The following is a 16687-nucleotide window of genomic DNA, read 5'->3' as shown; positions in this document are numbered from 1 at the left end:
ACCCGCACAGATGCCGAAGATGTACGAGCTGCGCGTGTACCGGGACAACCGTCCCGTCCGCACCGTCAACCAACTGGTCGAAGCCCTGGACTGGGACGACGCGGAACACACCCGTGACCTGCTCTCCCGGCACCTGTACGCGGTCGCCGAGCGGGAAGGTGTGGGCCGGCAGCAGGCGCACCTGTTTCACCTGGACATCCACGAGATGCGCGGCGGCAGGGTGGAGCGGCACCCGCTGCACCAGTTCAGTGTCCCGGTGGTGGCGTGATGTCCGTAAAGTCCCTGCGCCGTAAGGCTGAGCATCGGGCCGCCACCGCCATGGGGCGCATCAACGCCGCCGCATCCCCGTACGAGCAGCTACGGCACGCCCTGGAGTGGGTGATGTCCGAGACGAGGGCCGCCGGCAGGGCTGCCGCACCGGCCGTCGTGGAGTCGATCAGCCGGGTTGCCCGTGACCTGAACGAAAGGAGCCGACCGTGACTGAGAGTGTCGTGGCACTGCCACATGGCAGCCCATCCAGGGGGTCGGACAGCCCGCGCGCGTCTGCGCGCGCGAGGGTCAAGGGAAGTGTAACCGCCCGTGACCGTGCCCGCCGCGTGGGGGCTGCCCGTTCCGTGGTCGCAGCGCGCCGAATCGGCCGTGTCATGTACCTGGACGCCGCCGACTCGTGGATCGTCCGCGAACCCTCCACCTCCATCCGGCAGGTGTGGGCCACCGACTACGCCGCACTGTCCGGCATCGACGACCCCACCTACCGGGCGTGGTGCCGCCTGTGGCGGTACCCGGCGGTCCTGTCGGCTGCCGCCCTCGACTCCACCAAGTTCTTCCTCATCCACCCCGTACGCGGACCACTGTTCCTCACCGCTGTCGGCGTCGGCGCAGCCGTCGCCACCCACTAACCCCCGAAGGAGACCCGCCATGACCAAGTCCCTCGCCTGGATCGGATTCGTGCTCGCCATCATCGGCGGTGCCGGCCTCGTCGGTGTCGGCCTCGCCGCCGCCGTGCAGATCATCGCCGTCCTCGGTGCTCTCACCATCATCAGCATCGACATCGCCAAAGACCGGGTGCCCGACCAGCATGCGGTGATCGGGGCGTTCGTGCTGCCGTCCCTGATCGTCGGCATCAACGGCAGCTTCCCCGACTGGGTAAGCGCCAAGCTGTCCGACCTGTGGGGCTGGGCGGAGAACACCATGGGCGACTGGGTGGGAACCACCACTGTCGGTCTCGCCCTGGCGGCGGTGGCCTTGTCGTTCCTGGTGTCGACCCGGGCCACCCCGCAGCGGCTGGGCCGGTAACCACCGATGGAGCTGATCCTGGGGGCGATGCTGGTGGCGTGGCTGGTCACTAAGACCATCCCCACCGCCGTGTCCGACTTCGTCACCACGATGCGGGCGTCGAAGGCCGGGCAGTGGGATCTGATCGACAAGGACCGTGACCGTCGTGCCGCCCGCGCGGAGGCCCGCCGTAAGGCCATCGCCGACCTGCGTGCCCGCCGCAACCGTCAGGCCGGCGGTGACGGCACCTACCGGCCTGGCCTGGCCGCCTACCTCGCCGACGTCTACCACGGGCTGTGGGAAGACCAGTTGGAGGCGCGGCGGGTAAAGCGCGCCAACCGGCCGCCGATCGGCCCCGACGGAAGCCGGCCCACCCCGGGTGTCGTCGACCGTGCGGTGGAGTCGAAGGTGCGCCGCCAGCGGGAGAAGACCGGCTATCTGGGTCGGGCGGTGCGACTGCTCATCGACCCGGTGGGGGAGCCCCGCCCCGCCACCCCACACGACAACACCGCACAAGAGCCGGACGGTGAACCGGAGTGGCTGACCCCCGACCCCGACGAAGACGCCGGGTCAACCGTAGTGCACGGCGACACGTCGGTCAGCTACACCAAGGCCGGCAAGTGGGCGTGGTCGTGCCGCCGCGCCGACTGCAACGGCAAAGGCTTCGACTACGCCACGAACGGTGAGGCCCAGGCCGCCGCCGCCGCACACCGATGCTTGAACACCGGAAACCCGCCAGCCGAGGGAGTGCAGATCATCGGAAAGGACGACGGAGGCCTGACCGCCGAGCAGGTTCTCGATGTGCTGATGGGCGAGGGCGGCCTGTTCACCGGAATGAACGCCCCGCTGTGCGAGCGGTGCGGACGTGTGCAGCGGTTGACCGACGGTCAGGTGGTGTGCCCGTGCCGACCCGTGCAGCAGCAACCCGACAACAACCAGCAGTCCAGCAACCTCAACGAAGGAGCCGACATGAACACTGCCACCGGTGACGTCCACGACGTCGAAACCTGCAAGACCGAACTCACCGCCCTCGCCGACGACCTCACCCGCGTCGACACCGCCCTCGACGTCGTTGACGAGGCCATCCGGCAGGCAAAGGCTGCCACCGAGAGCGTCGAGGCGTGGCTGCGGTCGAAGAACGCCGACGCATGCGTGCCCGGCATGGCCGCCGCCCTCGACGCCCTGTCGTCGGACCACATCAAGGAACTCATCGACGCGGTCGCAGTCGCGAAGCAGGGTGTCGCCGACACCGTCGACAACCTGGCCCCGCTGGAGGAGGCCGCCGAGCTGGTGGGCGGCACCGACGGTTCCGCTCTCAACGGTCGCTGACGCGGGTCGCTGCCGTCGCCTCCAGCCGGTTCGCCGTCTGGGGGTGGCGGGATCAACCCGACACAGCACCCCCGACCCCTATGGAGTTGCCCTGATGTTCACCACCGAGCACCGCCCGGCGAGCCTGCCGAACCGGGTGGACCCGCCGGGCGAGGCTCGGCCCGCCGCCACCAACGACCCGACCGGCCCGCGCCGCGCACTGCCGATGGGTGCCTCCCACTGGTCGCGCACCTACTTCGACGAGCAGGGCGTGCAGCAGATGGCGAAGGTGTCCGTGCCGGTCAACGCCTCGGGCAGGATCGCCGCCCACGAATACGAATGCCCCACCTGCGGTTCCGAGTCTCGCCGGTGGATGCCCGCCACCCTCGCCACCATCCCCATGTGCGACCTGCACGATGTGGACCTGCGCAAGCTCAAGCCGGGGGAGAAGCCCGCCGCCGGCCTGCTGCCGTGGAAGACGATCGTGCGGGCCGCCGACGAACGCATCCGTGTCGGTGCCGTCCTCGCTGCCACCGGGGCCGCCGGGGTGGCCGTGGACCTGGCGGACATGCCGTGGTGGGGGCACACCATCCAGCTCGCGGCGATCCCCGCAGCGGTGCGCGGCTCATGGTGGCTGACCCGGGCGTGGCTCACCCGCGAAGCTGTCCGCACCAGCGGCTTCGACCCCGCCGACGAGGTGGCCGGGAAACGTGAGAAGCGGAAAATCGACCGCCGTGCCCGCCTCGCCGCCTACCTGGCCGCCGCCGGCATGTCGTGGGTGGAGATCGCCGACCTACTGAACATCACCACCGACCCGAAACGCCTCACCGCCGCCGTAGCCGCGCTGCTCGCTGCCGGTGTGCTGGGTTCCCGCCCCTACCTGCGTTGGGTGGACTCCCGCCGGCAGGCCAGCCCGCAAACGACGGCGGTCGACGAACCCGCACCGGAGCAGCCCGCCGAGGCGACGCCCACCGACCTGGATGAGCTGACCGCCTACGTCACCGACCGGTGGCAGCGGATCTCCGCCGAACGTGGCCCACTACCCGGCACCATCCTGGAAGGGGTACGCCGCACCTTCGGCGGCTGGTCGGCGATCATCGTCGCCACCGACGAATCCGACCTCGACCCGGAAAAGTTCGACGCCGACAAGACCATCGGGAAGATCGCCCGCGCCTACGGGGTCGGCGTCACCATGGTCACCATCACCGCCGACCCGCTCGACGCGAACCGGGCACTCATCCTGGTGCAGCGCACCTCACCCCTGTCCGAAGCCCGCCCCTGGGACGGCACCGGCATCGACCTTGCCACCGGCAAAGCCGCCACCCTGTCCGTGGACGACGGCGACCGTGCGCAGCACGCGTTCTGGCGGCCCGGCTGGGGTGCGGTCATGGAACTCATCGCCGGGGCCACCGGGTCCGGCAAGTCGGAGTACCTGAACCTGCTGCTCGCCCTGGAACGCGAGTCGGGGGTGTGCGTGTCGTGGGTGTGCGACCCGCAGATGGGCCAGTCGCTGGGTGACATCCGCGACGGCGTCGACTGGTTCGCACCCACCACCGAAGAATTCTTGATCATGCTGCGGGTCGCGGTGCAGGTGATGCTCGCCCGCAACGTCCTCATCACCCGCATGCGGGTCACCGAAACCCGCCCCGACGGGCAGGTGGTGGAGCGGCGCGTCAAGTACGTGGAGGTGTCCGCAGACTTTCCGCTGCTGACCATCACCTGCGATGAGGCGCACCTGCCGATGAACGACCCCGAGCATGGCAAGGAGATCGTCGCCCTGCTGGCGTTGCTCGCCAAGTCGGGCCGCAAGTGCAACATCAAACTTCGGTTGATCACCCAGTCTCCGCTGCTGTCGGAGTTGAAGAACTCGGTGCTGCGGGCGCAGTTGTCGTCGGGGCAGGTGGCGGTGTTCCGCACCGCCGACCGCCTGTCGGGTGCTGCGGCGTGGCCGGGGAAGATGCCCGGCGACCCGAACGCCCTGCCCGCCGAATGGCCGAACGGGAAGACCGCCGCCGGTGTCTGCTACGTGTCTGGTCAGAAGCCGCTTCGGATGCGCGCCGACTATGTGGGTGACGTGTACGACCTGATGCACGCCGGGATCACGAGGGAGTTGGAGGACGCGGTACGCCCGTCCGCCGGGGTGCTGTACGCCGACCGGCACAAGAGGCTCGCCGCGTTCGACTCCATGGACCCTGCCGAGCTGCTGGGCGCGCAGATCCCCACCATCGACCGCCCCGCCGCCGGCACCACTGAGGCCGGCAAGGAGGGCGGCCGGGAGGCGGTGCTGCGGTACTTCGCCGACCGGTGGATCGACGGTGACCGTGATCCGGTGAAGTTCGGGGTGATCGACGAGAACGTGAAGGCGGTGAAGACGCGGGCGTTGACGAACGTGCTGAACAAGCTGGTCACCGAAGGCATGTTGGTCAACGAGACGGGTCCGGACGGTAAGAGCGGCTGGTACAGCCTCACCGAGTCGGGTGCCGAGCACCTGGGCGTCAACGAGGAGGTTGGGCTGTGACCGCCACCGCCCAGCAAGCGACCGACCGGCGTGGGTGCGCCCTGTACCGGTTTTGGGTGCAGCACCCTGCCACCGGGAAGGTGGTGCTCGGGTATATCGGTGAGACGGCCCGGATGCCGTTTGTGCGGTTGATGGAACACGTCCTGGCGCAGCCGTGGGCAGACACGATCGTCCGGTGGGAGGTTGACCCCACCCCGTTCGTCGGGAAGCCGGCGGTCGAGGCTGCGGAGCGAGCCGCCATCGAGCAGGAGCGGCCCCTGTACAACGTCGAGTGGAACATGGGCAACCCGGGGCGGATCAAGCCGTGGGAGGCCGTACGGCAGCGTCAGGCCCGCGAGCCGGGCTGGCAGCCGCCGGCAACCAGGCCGTGGGTGCCGCACCCACGTGGTGGCACACGTCAGGCCCGGCGGGCGCGGGTGCCTGAGTGGCGGCAGCGGGTCAGGCTCGCCGGCCAGGTGGCCCGCTGGCTGGCGGTGGTGTTGTTCGCCGGCTGGGTTGCTGCGGTTGCCGCGTCCGGTCCGGTCGCCACCTGGGTTGATGGGCTCGCCTACGGGATCGCGCTGCCGACGGTGTTGGTGTGCGCGCCGTGGACTGCGATTCGCCGCCGTGTGCGCCGCTGGTGGCGTCGGGTAACCCGGTGACCAGCACGGTGTGGCAGTGGCGGCTGCTGGACGGGCGTGGTGAGGCGGAGTCGTTCGGCACCGTCCACCTGTGGGGTGACACGTACGAGCAGCAGCAGGCGGCCGAGCGTTGGGCTGCCGACCGCATGTGCGTCGAGCTGTGGAGGGTCGAACCCGACTGGGAGCGGCTGTCCGGCTGGCGGGTGCGGGTGTGGTGCGGGCAGACCGAGGTGATGGCGGCAGCGGAGGAGTGGCTGTCGGTGCTGCGGGTGGGGCCGCTGGCGCGGGTGCGCGACCGGGAGGAACTACTGACCCGGCCGAGACACGCCCCTGCCCGAAACCGTCTCCGTCACGTAGGAAGGACTTGTGATGCCGTCACGTATCCGCTCCCTGGTTGACCCGCGCTTCCCGGCGGCCCTCGCCCGCCTACGCGAAAGCCGAGGCATGTCCATCCGTGACCTTGCCCGCCGCGCACACCTCGGGAAAAGCTACCTCCACAACCTTGAAACCGGCGGCACCAAACCCACCGGCGAGGTCGCCGCCGAGCTGGACGGTGTGCTGCAAGCCGGCGGAACCCTCACCGCCATGGTCGCCGACCTGCCACCGGCAAGCAGCGACGACACCGCCCGCATCGCCCACACCATCGGCACCCCCACCCGACTTGACGCCGCCACTGTCGCCCTGCTCGCCGCCGACCTCGCCGAACAGCGCCGGCTCGACGACAGCCTCCCCGCACCCATGCTGCTGCCGACAGCCGCCGTCCGCTGCCGCACCGTGCACACCCTCGCCGCCCAGGCGCGCGGACCCCACGCCGACGGGCTGCATGAGGTCGCCGCCGAATGGACCCAGTTTTTGGGCTGGCTGCATGCGGAGGCCCGCAACGACAGTGAGGCGGTGCGACTCCTCAACGAAGCCACCGCGCAGGCCGACAGCATCGACCATGGTCCGCTCGCCGCCCAGGCCACTAACTTTCGGGGCTGGTTGGAACGGCAGCGCCGCAACCCGCGCGGCATCATTAGGCACTTCTTGGACGCCTACCACACGCCCGGAGCCAACCCGCTGCAACGAGTCGGAGACGCCATCCAAGCCGCCCACGGCTACGCCCTGCTCGGTGACCGGGTGGAGGCGGTACGGCTGCTGGGTGCGGCCAGCGATCTCACCACGGCGGCAGCGGATGCCGCCCCGCCCGTAACCGCCTACTGGCTGTCCCCGACGTTCCTGCGGTTGAATCTCGGCTTGGCGTACACGGCGCTAGACGATTCGGTGGCTGCCGCCGACAACCTGCGTGCTGGGCTCACCGGCCTGCCACCGGAGTATCAGGATGCGCCGTGGACGGTCGAATATCGGACGGCCCTGTCCGCCCTCGGGTGACCTCCGGTTTCTGGACAAGTTCTGGACGCGTCGGGGCACCCCTACCCGCCGGTCACCGGGCACGCTGAACATGTCGGTACCAGTTGCTTAGCTGTTCACCGACGTGGAGAGGCGCAGCCCGTAGCAGGCCAGAGGCCGGTGCCGGTTGTAGCCGGAACAGTGTGTGGTGGTCGGCGTGGTCCCCAGCCCCTCCGGCCACCGCACCCCCGGAGGTGGTGGCGGTGGCGCACAGTACGCAGCCCGACGGCAACAGCCGTGTCTGGGATCGTGTCCCACCCGACCCGCACAGCAACCCCGGAGCGCACGCACCCCTGTACCCGGATGTGCCGGCCATCGTCGGCGGGTGCGCCGGCAAGCGCATCGCCCAGAACATTCCGAGGCGGTGGCAGCGGTGACCGCCGTGGACCTGCCCGAGATTCCGCCGGGCACCGTCATGCAGTTCCGTGCCGTCGACTGGTGGCCTCAGCCCCGCAGGCACGCCGAGCATGATGTGACCGTCGTCGTGTACGCCGTGTACCGGCAGGAGTTCAACGGCAGGGTGTGGGTGCGCGGGCATGTCTGCTCGTGGGATGACCCGGACTGTGGCACGTCGGGATGCTGGCAGCATCAGGTGCGCACCGCTGCGGTGCGCGAGCATCTGGCCTGAGCGCACGACGACGCCCCACCCCCGATGCGGGAGGTGGGGCGTGGTGCGTTCCTACTGCTGGTCGCCGAGTTCGGCGCGGGCCATCTCGTCGATGAGGTCGGCCCGGAAGATGATGCTTCGGCCTGCTTCCGCGCCTGGCACCTCGCCCCGGTTGTAGCGGTTGAGGAGGGCTTGGCGGGAGCTGTAGCCGAGGCGGGCAGCGGCTTCGGGGAGGGTGAGTAGTTCGGGGATTTGGGGGTCGCGGGCGGGTGCCATGCCCCAACCCTACATGGTGAGTGGACGTGAGTCCACAGGAAAGCGCATTCCGGGGTTGCCGAGAAAATAGTTGCTCGGATTCTTCATTCGCACTGGACGTGCGTCCACTCCATGTATTAGGCTATGGGTATCAGCAGGGAGCGAACAGGGGAGACGGAAATGGCGACCATGACGATGACCGAGATGACCGCCGAGCGGGCCGCCACCGAAATCCGCCGCGCCTACAACACCTGGACCAGTCAGTACGGCCACGACCACAACGACGGATGGATGCCCGTCGGCACCCTCGCCGAGCGCGTCGACCTCACCCACGAGCAGATCACTGACGGCGTCCTCCACCTCGCCCGCACCGACCGCCAGTTCGACACCTCCCCGCAGTCCTACGCCGGACTTCGCACCGCGCTCGACGACGAGTACGCGGTGTGGGTGGGTGGCCAGTGGAAGCACCTCCTCACCTGGAGTTGAACAGGCTGACACCACAGCCCCCACCCTGGTCGGGGTGGGGGCTTGACTGTGTGGCCCGGAAGTAGTCAGGGAAGCGCTTTCCTCTACCCCCCCCAGCGTCAACCACCAGCCCGGCGGGTACACCACCTGCATGAACCGCGAGCACTGGCAGGCGCTCTCCCGGCAGCACCGCCGCAGCGACATGGAGCCGCGCCGCTGCCGCGACTGTGCCGCCTACTGGCCCTGCTGCTACCGGCTCCGAGCCGACACCGAACTCGCCGGCCGTCGCTGACCCTGAACACGAGCACGCCCCGCCCCCCGACTGGGGACGGGGCGCACCTGGTGGCCGGCTCAGTCCCGGTCAGCCTCCTGACGCTGCTGCCGCACCCGAACCCGCTCGTGGTGGTAGCCCAGCCACACCTCCGACTGTTCCTGCATGGACAGTTCCGGCCCCTCGTGGCCTGCCGCCCACTCGGCGACCGCCGCACCCACCCCGTCCAGGTCGATGGCTAGCGCGTCCGCCACCGCCTGCCGCCGCGTCCGCACCGCTTTGAGCCACGCCTGCGCCGCCTCCGCCACGGCGGGCAGCACGCCCAGAGTTTGGGTGGCCTGCGCTTCGAGACGCGTCCACCGATCGGTGGCCCGCTCGCGTTGGGCGGCGTTCGGGATGGCCTCGGCGATCCTGCGGACGGTAACCAGGTAACGCCCGTACTGGTAGGCGGGCTGGTCGCGTGCCAGCCGGTCCTGACGCGCCCCCGGTGCGCCCGCCTTGGCGAGGAGCTCGTCGACAGCCTGCCGGCTGATGCCGACTGCCGCGCCGGCTGCGGTGGTGGTGCCGTGCTCGTCACGGAGCTGGCGAAAGGTGATGGCCACGACGTCGCGGAGTCGGCCGTCCTGTAGTGCCTGGATGGTGTGGTAGCGGCGGACGGGGTCGGGGTCGGCGAGGAGTACGCCGATGACGTGGTCGGCGCGTTCGTCGGTGGTGGCGTCGGCGCGGTAGGGGTCGATGTCGTCGAGGTTCATGGCTGCTCCGATGTCAGGCGTTGCTTGTCATGTCCATGATGCAGGGACGAAGCTGGTTTGACAAGCAGTGCTTGACATGAGCGGTGGGTGAATGACAAGCTGTCCTTGTCAACGCGAGAGGGGAACCGAGATGGCCACCATGACCACCACCCAGGCAGCAGCCAAGCTCGGCGTCTCCATTCGCACCATCCAGCGCCACTGCGCCACCGGCAAACTCGCCGCCACCAAGAACACCCGAGGCCGCTGGACCATCACCATGGAGTACACCGTGACCCTGCCCGCCCTCACCGATACCAACCCCGACCTCGTCCGCATCGCCGAGGGCGACCGCACTTCGGCCCTCGCACGCCTCACCGACCAACTCACCAACACGGCCGGCAACGCCCCCGCCGAACTCGTCGCCAGCATGATCGGCCTCTACCGGGAGGTCGCCCTGCGGCACACCGACGCCCGCTGGTGGCTCAACAACAACAGCCGCCCCCTCGGCCCGATCTTGCAGCGGGAGTTCACCGCCGACGACAAGGCACGGCTCGTCGCGCTCGCCGCCCGCCGCTGACCCCAGACACGAGAAAGGCCGCCCCGCCCCCTAGCCCGCGTGGCGGCGGAGCCAGGAGACGAGGCGGCCCGAAGGGTGCCGGTGCTGGGGAGCAAACCCGGAACCCAGACCAGGGGACGGTCAGGCGACGTCGGCGGCAGTCGAACCCGGCCGGTCCTTCACGCCGCTGTCCTGCGCGGCCCGAGCGACACCCGTTGGCTTGTACAACCCGAAGTGCACCGCCACCGCGATCACGAAGTTCACCGCCGTCGAATACACCACCGGAATCCACTCGAACACCGCCGCCGTGTTCTCCGCCTGCAACCACGCCGACAGCACCGAGTTCACGGCAGCCAGCAGCAGAAGCAGGGTGGCCTTCGCCCCGGCGCTCGTCGACTGGCGGGTCACCAGACCAACGAGGATCGGCAGGACGATGGTGATCGCCAGCGACAGCAGCCCGCCCAGGTTGGGGGCGAACCCGTACACGGGCAGGGTAGGAACGTCAGTCATGACCCCTCCAAGGGGCGAGTTGGAATGCGAGAAAACCCGGCCGACAGCACGTCAGGCCGGGGACAACGAACACCGCCGTACCATCGGCGGCATGACCAGCACAGGCGAACCCGTCCAGCCGTGGCTACTGCCCGGCCTACAACGGGTCGCCCGCTGGCAGCGAGGCCACACCGGGCACCACGCCGCCGCACACGTCACCCTCGGCCAGGCCGGCGACGGGCGGTGGATCGCTGAGCACACCGACCTGAACGTCGGGTCGTACGCCCACCCCACCCGCGAGCAGGCCGAACGGCAGATCACCGAATGGATGTGGCACGGCCAGTGGGTCGAGGTGCCCGCCACCTACCAGGCCGACGGCACACCCCACGGCCACGGTTGGGTGCGGCACGGCAGCCAATGGGTGCGCGACGAACGCTAACCCAACGGGCGACCATTCACCGGCGGCGACGGACGCCCCACCAGACGACGCAGCGCCGGAATATCCGGCTCCGGCCGCCATATCTCCGCAGCCACCGACGTCAACGTGTCAGTACACCGGCCGATTTCCCGGGTCATCCGCTCCAAACGGCTCTCCAGCTCGGAAACCTGCACCCGCAGCCGGGCCACATCCGCGTCAGCCTCATCCCGGATACGCTCGGCCCGATCCTCCGACTCCCGCGCCTCCTTACGGGCCGCCTGCTCGCTGGCCTGCAACTGGGCCGCCCACTGCAACATGGCGTCACGCCGCGACGCCCTGCCAGCAACCCGATTCGTGATGGCACTCACGGCGATCGCCGCAGCAGCCGAGATCGAACCGACAATGACCGTCGTCGCATCCAACCCTGAGGACGCGGCGGCAATAATCATGCCGAGGGTGGTGGGGTCCATGCTGGTTGTCCTTTGCTGGTGATCGGCTCTGGCCAGCCCGCGATCAACCACACACACATCGCGAACGCACCCCACACCACCGCGCTGACCCAACCGTCCGGCACATCGCCGATAACCCAGCCCGACAGATACAGGGAGAACCAGAGGACTTTGATGCCGATGGCCGCACCGAACGCCAACCTGTCACAGTCCCGCACCGACCCCAGGGTGCAGGCGACAGCGATCGCGAACCACAGCGCAGCCCACGGCCACAACGGCATGATGCCGTGCAGCCAGGCGTAGAAGGGTTGAGCATCGGGTTCGGCGGTGGCGAGGCGCAGCCCGTAGGCGATGTCCAGCGCGGCAAACACCAGCAGCGCCCTGCCGCGTTGGCCGACCCGGTGTCGCAGGCCCCACCCGGGCATCAGCGTTGGGCCTGGCCGGTGCTGCTGGTGATGCGCCGGCCCAACTCGTCGGCGACCTGCTGCGCAATGGTCAGCGGGATCGCGGCGGCGATCTTCTCCGGGGTGAGCCCGGCCAGCACCCCCGACACCACGTTCGGGGCCGCCGCCTCCGCACCCTCACGAGCTGCCGCGCGGATCTGTGCCAGTTCGGCCGCATCCATGCCGGCCGCCTCGCCCAACGTCACCAGCGTCCGCCCCAGCCAGGTGGTGGAGGTGTTGCCCTGCACCACCGCCCACGCCAGGTCACGGATTTGCTGCACCACGGACGCGGGGTACTTGCTGCCCGGCTTGCCCTCACCCAGCAGCGCTGCGTGCAGCTCGGCGATCTGCTTCTCAGCGGTCGCGGACATGTCATCCTCCACGGTTGGGGCCTTCAACAGGCCGATGCTGGTCAGGTAGCGCCGGAACAGGGAGGTTTGATCCCGCCCGGCCTTGATCGAGTCGCGGAAGAAGCTGAAATGCGTGTGCCACAGGTGCGAGTCGTCGCCGGTCGAACGTCGACCCAGCCGGTCCCAGCGGCGCACCACCTTCCCGTCGGGGCTGTAGATGATCTCCCGCAGGTCGAGAGTGTCGGGCGCTCCCGCGCGGCACTGCTCGACACACCACATGGAGAACGTCCGCAGGTTGTGGGTGACACCCCCGACGCGGACACTGAATGTGCCCACATCCAGCCCTGAGGCGTAGCCGGTGAGTCCGTTCCGATCCCGGGGCGACTCCACCACCGAGTAGTCGTTGGTGACCACCCGGTCGGAGCCGCAGTGGTAGCCGCCCCGGTGGGCAGGGTCACCCACGACGCCCACCGCCGCCGGGTCAAGGCCCTTGATGGTGTCGAGCAGCAGCCTGCGGACCGCCAGCAGATTCGCGGGGGCAGTCGTCATCAGGGCACCTCCTAGATTGAAGGCAGGGCCGTTACGCCTGCCAGTTGCCGTATCCGGTGGTGCCGTTCGCTCCCCGAGCCAACGCCCGATACTCGTAGTCGCGGCCCGACCGGACCGTCCAGTCGTCGTAAACAGCCCCCGCCGACAGGCCCTGCACCACCGTCACCGCAGCCTCATCCGGCTGCCCCGCCTCGCGGCGCTGTAGGTCGTTGCCGAGCAGGACCGGCTCACCCACACCGGGCGACGGGTTGGTGACCACAACCCGGATCACACCCAGCGCGGGCAGCGGCGACGCCGACACCGTGGGCAGCGGCGGCTCAATGTAGTCGACATCGATCGATGTCGTGACCTCGCCTGACGGCAGACCCTTTGCGTTGCGGGTCTGCACCACGATCGTGTACGTGATGCCGTCTGCCAGCGGATACGGCACCGTGTACGAGGTCGACGGACCCGCCTGCCAACCCGAGTCGTGCAGCACATCCGAACCGACCCGCAACTGCACCCGGTAGGCGGACTGCTCATCAACCGTCCACGCCACCGTCACCGTGTCCGACTCCCACGTCACCCCATCCGGGGTGGGTGCGGTGATCGTCGGGTCGACCGGTGAGGCGGGAACCACCACCAGGCCGTCCGAGTACGGGGAGGCTGTGTCGGCGGTGTCCCACACCCTCACCCGGTAGGTGTGCGGGTCATCGGTCGGCGACGCCCACCCGGCCGGCAACACCCGCAGCGACGTGCCGCCCGCGTTCTTCTGTTCGGTGCCCTGCCAGGTGGCGTCGGATGAGCGCAGCCACTGCACTGCGCCGGAGCCGATCTGCCGGGACAACGCCCATGCGGTCTGCGCATCCACCGGATCCGGATCGGAGAACAGCCACGGCAGGTCAACGCTGGCGGCGGCGTCCATGGCAGCACCGTTGCTCGGCGGTGCCTGCGACGTCGACCCCACCAGCCAGGTGGGTGCATCAGGCGCGTAGGTGAGTACCTGATGCGTCGATACGATCGTGTTGGGGCTGCCCGCGTGCGCGGTCACCACGTCATAGCGGGCGGACCCGTACGACTCGCGGCGCACCGCATAGTTCTGCCCGCTGCTGCCCACGATGGGGGTGGCGGTCACCGTCGCCCACGACGTCCATACGGCGGTGGCCCGCTGAAAGTCGATGTAGTAGAGCACCGTGTCGGATGTGCCGACCGCGTACACCCGGAAGTCGCCGCTGGTGGAGTTGTAGGCGAGGGTGCAGTTGCGGACATCACCGGTCGGGTGCGGCGGCGTCACCCACTGAACCGTCAAACTGTTGGCCTGGTTGCGCTCGGCCACGGTCACCGTGTCTGTGGCACCAGCCCCGGCAGTGGGCGCGGCAACCAGAAACCGTTTTCCGTCCCACCGTCCGGCGAGAGCATCCTGCACGGGAATCGTCTGCAACGACGCCCCGGCAGTGGGCCCCGTCCATGTGCGGCCACCCCACGGCAGTTTGATCACATAGATGCGGTCCCGGCCGAACGCCAGCCACAGGTGCGGGACGTTCGCTGTCTTGGCGTCGCCGATGTGCTCAATGTCCAGCGACGGCGTGGACCGGCCCGTCGACAGGCTCGTGAACAGCCACTGCCGTTTGCCCGTGATCAGCGCATTGTTGGCGGTGATGGTCTCGTTGGCGCTGATGTTCGCCCCATACAGGGTGACACCCATGCTCGCCCCGATGACGGTGCCGGCGGCCACCACCGCACGTGCCGTCCCATCGGAGGGGATGCCCACCACCTGCACGTCGAGGCCGGTGTGCACACTGCCGGCGACCCCACCGTTGCCAGGCGACGCGAGCAACGCCGGGCTGCCAGCGGTGAACGTCACCTGCGTGGCACGCGCCCTCCGCAACCAGATCCGATCTTGGCTCGACTCCGACGTGCGGTAGGCGATCGTCAACTGCTCGTCGTTACCGATGTGCAGGGACGAAATCTCCCTGACTGTCGCCGAGATCGTCCACGACCCGGCCGACGTCCACGAGCTACCGCCGTTGACGGACCGGAAGTAGTTGACGCCGTTGGAGGCGTTGTTGATGACCGCCACCCACAGGGTGCCCTTCAACGACTGTCGGGCAATCTGGCTGACCGGCGGATAGTTGAGCGGATTGGTGAGGGTGGAGGTGCTAACGGACCCCATGGCGCACCTCCTAGATTGGGCAGGCGTGCGGCCAGTCGGCTGGGCTGCCGGGCATGCGGTGCACTTCGAGGTAGCGGGGGGTGGTGGGGGTGCCGATGTGGGTGGTGGTGCCGGTTGATGCCTGCGCCGTGACGGCGATCGTCTGATCGGTGACCGGCGTGTCCGTGGCATTGGCTAGGTAGTGCTCGCCGTTGAGGGCGTACGGGTTGCCACCGGAGTAGGCGGGGTAGTGGCCGAACTGCCCCCAGTCGACGGGCCAAGGGCCGGTAGCCCGGTCTCTCACCCGCCACAGGCTGTAGTTCGCCACCGAACCCTGCTGCTGGCCGCCCAGCCGCAGCCGGTACACGGTCTGCGCCTCGAAGGTGAATCCGGCGAGGGCGAGCACCATCTCCTCCGAGGTGACCGCCGCCGAACTACCGGTGTCGGAGGCCACCGCCACCAGGTCGCCACTGCCACCGAACACGCCGGTGACCACCCAATCGGAGCCGTGCCGGATCAACGTCACCCGGGCGTTCGCATACACCTGCACATGGGTGAGAACCTTTGCTGGTACGGGCAGTTGAGACCCGTCGAACGTGACCGTCACGGGTGTGCCGCTGGCGTCGGCGACAGTGCCGACGGCGGTGGTGAGTTGCCTAGCCGCCTGGATGCGGGTGTCGATCAGCCTGATCAGGTCGGTGCCCCACATCAGATAATCCGCCACTCATGGGTCATGTCGGAGCCGTCAAACGGCAGCGTCCACGACGTGGCCAGCACGTTCGCAAACCGGCCGATGTCCGGGTCGTCGAGCACCAGCCGGTCGAAGTGCCAGTGCAGCGGGTTCGGGAACGTTGCCACCCGCAAGGTGGTGGGGGCGCGCATGTCGGCGTCGATCATCGACAGAGCGGTACGCACCAGCGCCTCATGGTCGGCGGCGTCGGTGTACTCGACGCGGGTGATGATCCGCCCGTTGCGGGCCGACACCGACGTGTCCCCCTCGAAGTCGTTCTGGAAGACGAACATTCCGTCCCCGTCGACCGGGGGTGGCCCGTCCACGTTGTTCTGCCGGATGATCACCCACCGGTTCGGGGCCTCGAAAAAATCCCGCACCGCTGTGCGTGCCGGCGACAGCATCGACGTCTGCTGCCCGGCGTCGTACACCCACTCCACCGCCCGATCATTGGGCACCTGATACGGCTGGCACCTCAACTGGCCATCCCAGTCCGACCAGATGCCCTGATAGCCGATCGCCGACAGCAAGTCGTTGACGATGGACAGCCAGCGGGTTTGGTCATCCAACGGCCACACCCGCGCCGACGGCAACACCGAATCCGCCCGGGTCTGGTCGATCAGGTAGCGGGTATAGCCCTGCTCCCGCAGGATCTGCTCCACCGCCGCCAGGTAGGAGGTGCCGGCGGCGACCGCGTACGCCTCACCGGTCGGCGAGTACAAGCCGTGGAGGATGTCCACCCCCGCCACGTCGTAGGTGACCGGCACCTCGCCGAAGGTGCGTTCGGGCACCGACGTGTAGTAGACGCCCAGGTGGAAGCGTGCGCTCACTCCCTCGTCGCACACCTCCATGTAGGGGCGCACCAGCGCCGACGACCACGCCAACTCCCGCGACAGGGCCAGGGAGGCGGTGCCGTGGAGGGTGGCGTAGGAGTTGCGGGACACCGAACCACCGACGAGGTCGGTGGAGATGTCCTCCACGACCTCAAGGTTCTGGTCGACCAGCTCGCAGCCGGCTGTGACGGTCAGGGCGTTGGAGTCACGCAGCAGGTAGGTGACCTGTTCGGCGGGCATGGCCTGCCGGGGCGAGGCGGTCAACGGCTGCACAACCCCACCCCTCTCCCGCGTTGCCCG

General features: G+C 68.9%; 24 protein-coding genes. 15 read left to right on the top strand and 9 right to left on the bottom strand.

Annotation, left to right across the window (positions count from 1 at the left end; translation table 11 throughout):
* Window positions 1-10 precede the first annotated feature (10 nt).
* The 11 genes from AB0B63_RS07075 to AB0B63_RS07025 all read left to right on the top strand — a co-directional run bounded on the left by AB0B63_RS07075 (window position 11) and on the right by AB0B63_RS07025 (window position 7738).
* Window positions 11-268 carry a hypothetical protein gene (locus tag AB0B63_RS07075; RefSeq protein WP_357015306.1) on the top strand — a complete coding sequence of 86 codons (258 nt, stop codon included), beginning with the start codon at window positions 11-13 and terminating at the stop codon, window positions 266-268.
* On the top strand, window positions 268-480 hold the full coding sequence (locus tag AB0B63_RS07070) for a hypothetical protein (protein ID WP_357015304.1): 213 nt from the start codon (window positions 268-270) through the stop codon (window positions 478-480). The genes AB0B63_RS07075 and AB0B63_RS07070 overlap by 1 nt, the downstream gene beginning before the upstream one ends.
* Window positions 481-644: 164 nt before the next feature.
* On the top strand, window positions 645-899 hold the full coding sequence (locus AB0B63_RS07065; RefSeq protein ID WP_357015302.1) for a hypothetical protein: 255 nt from the start codon (window positions 645-647) through the stop codon (window positions 897-899).
* 19 nt (window positions 900-918) lie between these two features.
* Window positions 919-1296 (top strand): hypothetical protein, encoded by a 378-nt coding sequence (locus AB0B63_RS07060; RefSeq protein WP_357015300.1) that lies wholly within the window; start codon window positions 919-921, stop codon window positions 1294-1296.
* A 6-nt stretch (window positions 1297-1302) separates the two neighbouring features.
* Window positions 1303-2604: a hypothetical protein gene (locus tag AB0B63_RS07055; protein ID WP_357015298.1), complete on the top strand. Its 1302-nt coding sequence runs from the start codon at window positions 1303-1305 to the stop codon at window positions 2602-2604.
* 94 nt (window positions 2605-2698) lie between these two features.
* On the top strand, window positions 2699-5101 hold the full coding sequence (locus tag AB0B63_RS07050; RefSeq protein WP_357015296.1) for a hypothetical protein: 2403 nt from the start codon (window positions 2699-2701) through the stop codon (window positions 5099-5101).
* Window positions 5098-5742, top strand: a complete 645-nt coding sequence (locus tag AB0B63_RS07045) for a hypothetical protein (RefSeq protein WP_357015294.1) — start codon at window positions 5098-5100, stop codon at window positions 5740-5742. Before AB0B63_RS07050 ends, AB0B63_RS07045 begins: the two co-directional genes overlap by 4 nt.
* On the top strand, window positions 5739-6119 hold the full coding sequence (locus AB0B63_RS07040; protein ID WP_357015292.1) for a hypothetical protein: 381 nt from the start codon (window positions 5739-5741) through the stop codon (window positions 6117-6119). The genes AB0B63_RS07045 and AB0B63_RS07040 overlap by 4 nt, the downstream gene beginning before the upstream one ends.
* Window positions 6091-7092 (top strand): helix-turn-helix transcriptional regulator, encoded by a 1002-nt coding sequence (locus tag AB0B63_RS07035; protein WP_357015290.1) that lies wholly within the window; start codon window positions 6091-6093, stop codon window positions 7090-7092. Before AB0B63_RS07040 ends, AB0B63_RS07035 begins: the two co-directional genes overlap by 29 nt.
* Window positions 7093-7313: 221 nt before the next feature.
* A complete protein-coding gene (locus AB0B63_RS07030; protein WP_357015288.1) occupies window positions 7314-7487 on the top strand; it encodes a hypothetical protein in 174 nt (57 codons plus the stop codon).
* On the top strand, window positions 7484-7738 hold the full coding sequence (locus AB0B63_RS07025; protein WP_357015286.1) for a hypothetical protein: 255 nt from the start codon (window positions 7484-7486) through the stop codon (window positions 7736-7738). The genes AB0B63_RS07030 and AB0B63_RS07025 overlap by 4 nt, the downstream gene beginning before the upstream one ends.
* Before the next feature lie 51 nt (window positions 7739-7789).
* Here AB0B63_RS07025 and AB0B63_RS07020 read toward each other — a convergent pair whose 3' ends face one another.
* Window positions 7790-7993 (bottom strand): hypothetical protein, encoded by a 204-nt coding sequence (locus tag AB0B63_RS07020; protein ID WP_357015284.1) that lies wholly within the window; start codon window positions 7991-7993, stop codon window positions 7790-7792.
* Window positions 7994-8152: 159 nt separating this feature from the next.
* Here AB0B63_RS07020 and AB0B63_RS07015 point away from each other — a divergent pair, with 159 nt between their 5' ends.
* Window positions 8153-8458, top strand: a complete 306-nt coding sequence (locus AB0B63_RS07015) for a hypothetical protein (protein WP_357015282.1) — start codon at window positions 8153-8155, stop codon at window positions 8456-8458.
* Between the two features lie 130 nt (window positions 8459-8588).
* Window positions 8589-8729 (top strand): hypothetical protein, encoded by a 141-nt coding sequence (locus AB0B63_RS07010; RefSeq protein WP_357015281.1) that lies wholly within the window; start codon window positions 8589-8591, stop codon window positions 8727-8729.
* Between the two features lie 59 nt (window positions 8730-8788).
* Here the strand turns inward: AB0B63_RS07010 and AB0B63_RS07005 are convergent, their stop codons facing one another.
* Window positions 8789-9460: a hypothetical protein gene (locus AB0B63_RS07005; RefSeq protein ID WP_357015279.1), complete on the bottom strand. Its 672-nt coding sequence runs from the start codon at window positions 9458-9460 to the stop codon at window positions 8789-8791.
* Window positions 9461-9590: 130 nt separating this feature from the next.
* Between AB0B63_RS07005 and AB0B63_RS07000 the strand changes: the two genes are divergently transcribed.
* A complete protein-coding gene (locus AB0B63_RS07000) occupies window positions 9591-10016 on the top strand; it encodes a helix-turn-helix domain-containing protein (RefSeq protein WP_357015277.1) in 426 nt (141 codons plus the stop codon).
* A gap of 120 nt (window positions 10017-10136) precedes the next feature.
* On the opposite strand, the gene AB0B63_RS06995 is transcribed toward AB0B63_RS07000, so the two are convergent.
* The gene (locus tag AB0B63_RS06995; RefSeq protein WP_357015275.1) at window positions 10137-10505 is read right to left on the bottom strand and encodes a hypothetical protein; all 369 of its coding nucleotides are present in this window, start codon (window positions 10503-10505) and stop codon (window positions 10137-10139) included.
* A 91-nt stretch (window positions 10506-10596) separates the two neighbouring features.
* On the opposite strand from AB0B63_RS06995, the gene AB0B63_RS06990 reads away from it, so the two are divergent.
* A complete protein-coding gene (locus AB0B63_RS06990) occupies window positions 10597-10923 on the top strand; it encodes a hypothetical protein (RefSeq protein WP_357015273.1) in 327 nt (108 codons plus the stop codon).
* Here the strand turns inward: AB0B63_RS06990 and AB0B63_RS06985 are convergent.
* From AB0B63_RS06985 to AB0B63_RS06960, 6 genes are all read right to left on the bottom strand, one after another.
* Window positions 10920-11372 carry a hypothetical protein gene (locus AB0B63_RS06985; protein WP_357015271.1) on the bottom strand — a complete coding sequence of 151 codons (453 nt, stop codon included), beginning with the start codon at window positions 11370-11372 and terminating at the stop codon, window positions 10920-10922. The genes AB0B63_RS06990 and AB0B63_RS06985 overlap by 4 nt on opposite strands.
* Window positions 11348-11722, bottom strand: a complete 375-nt coding sequence (locus AB0B63_RS06980) for a hypothetical protein (RefSeq protein ID WP_357015269.1) — start codon at window positions 11720-11722, stop codon at window positions 11348-11350. Before AB0B63_RS06980 ends, AB0B63_RS06985 begins: the two co-directional genes overlap by 25 nt.
* A gap of 53 nt (window positions 11723-11775) precedes the next feature.
* The gene (locus AB0B63_RS06975; protein ID WP_357015267.1) at window positions 11776-12693 is read right to left on the bottom strand and encodes a hypothetical protein; all 918 of its coding nucleotides are present in this window, start codon (window positions 12691-12693) and stop codon (window positions 11776-11778) included.
* Between the two features lie 31 nt (window positions 12694-12724).
* Entirely contained in the window at window positions 12725-14770 is a 2046-nt protein-coding gene (locus tag AB0B63_RS06970; RefSeq protein ID WP_357015265.1) for a hypothetical protein, read from the bottom strand.
* Between the two features lie 85 nt (window positions 14771-14855).
* Complete coding sequence (locus tag AB0B63_RS06965) at window positions 14856-15548, bottom strand: hypothetical protein (RefSeq protein ID WP_357015263.1); 693 nt, start codon at window positions 15546-15548, stop codon at window positions 14856-14858.
* Window positions 15533-16660: a hypothetical protein gene (locus tag AB0B63_RS06960; protein WP_357015261.1), complete on the bottom strand. Its 1128-nt coding sequence runs from the start codon at window positions 16658-16660 to the stop codon at window positions 15533-15535. Before AB0B63_RS06960 ends, AB0B63_RS06965 begins: the two co-directional genes overlap by 16 nt.
* Window positions 16661-16687: the final 27 nt, after the last annotated feature.

This window comes from Micromonospora sp. NPDC049081 (genome assembly GCF_040648835.1).
Taxonomy (GTDB): domain Bacteria; phylum Actinomycetota; class Actinomycetes; order Mycobacteriales; family Micromonosporaceae; genus Micromonospora; species Micromonospora antibiotica.
This window is presented reverse-complemented; position numbering and strand designations above follow the sequence as displayed.

Bases quoted from the DNA above. Each gene is read 5' to 3' on its own strand.
- AB0B63_RS07075 (WP_357015306.1), top strand. From the start codon at position 11: ATGCCGAAGATGTACGAGCTGCGCGTGTACCGGGACAACCGTCCCGTC.
- AB0B63_RS07070 (WP_357015304.1), top strand. From the start codon at position 268: ATGTCCGTAAAGTCCCTGCGCCGTAAGGCTGAGCATCGGGCCGCCACC.
- AB0B63_RS07065 (WP_357015302.1), top strand. From the start codon at position 645: ATGTACCTGGACGCCGCCGACTCGTGGATCGTCCGCGAACCCTCCACC.
- AB0B63_RS07060 (WP_357015300.1), top strand. From the start codon at position 919: ATGACCAAGTCCCTCGCCTGGATCGGATTCGTGCTCGCCATCATCGGC.
- AB0B63_RS07055 (WP_357015298.1), top strand. From the start codon at position 1,303: ATGGAGCTGATCCTGGGGGCGATGCTGGTGGCGTGGCTGGTCACTAAG.
- AB0B63_RS07050 (WP_357015296.1), top strand. From the start codon at position 2,699: ATGTTCACCACCGAGCACCGCCCGGCGAGCCTGCCGAACCGGGTGGAC.
- AB0B63_RS07035 (WP_357015290.1), top strand. From the start codon at position 6,091: ATGCCGTCACGTATCCGCTCCCTGGTTGACCCGCGCTTCCCGGCGGCC.
- AB0B63_RS07020 (WP_357015284.1), bottom strand. From the start codon at position 7,993: ATGGCACCCGCCCGCGACCCCCAAATCCCCGAACTACTCACCCTCCCC.
- AB0B63_RS07015 (WP_357015282.1), top strand. From the start codon at position 8,153: ATGGCGACCATGACGATGACCGAGATGACCGCCGAGCGGGCCGCCACC.
- AB0B63_RS07010 (WP_357015281.1), top strand. From the start codon at position 8,589: ATGAACCGCGAGCACTGGCAGGCGCTCTCCCGGCAGCACCGCCGCAGC.
- AB0B63_RS07005 (WP_357015279.1), bottom strand. From the start codon at position 9,460: ATGAACCTCGACGACATCGACCCCTACCGCGCCGACGCCACCACCGAC.
- AB0B63_RS07000 (WP_357015277.1), top strand. From the start codon at position 9,591: ATGGCCACCATGACCACCACCCAGGCAGCAGCCAAGCTCGGCGTCTCC.
- AB0B63_RS06995 (WP_357015275.1), bottom strand. From the start codon at position 10,505: ATGACTGACGTTCCTACCCTGCCCGTGTACGGGTTCGCCCCCAACCTG.
- AB0B63_RS06990 (WP_357015273.1), top strand. From the start codon at position 10,597: ATGACCAGCACAGGCGAACCCGTCCAGCCGTGGCTACTGCCCGGCCTA.
- AB0B63_RS06985 (WP_357015271.1), bottom strand. From the start codon at position 11,372: ATGGACCCCACCACCCTCGGCATGATTATTGCCGCCGCGTCCTCAGGG.
- AB0B63_RS06975 (WP_357015267.1), bottom strand. From the start codon at position 12,693: ATGACGACTGCCCCCGCGAATCTGCTGGCGGTCCGCAGGCTGCTGCTC.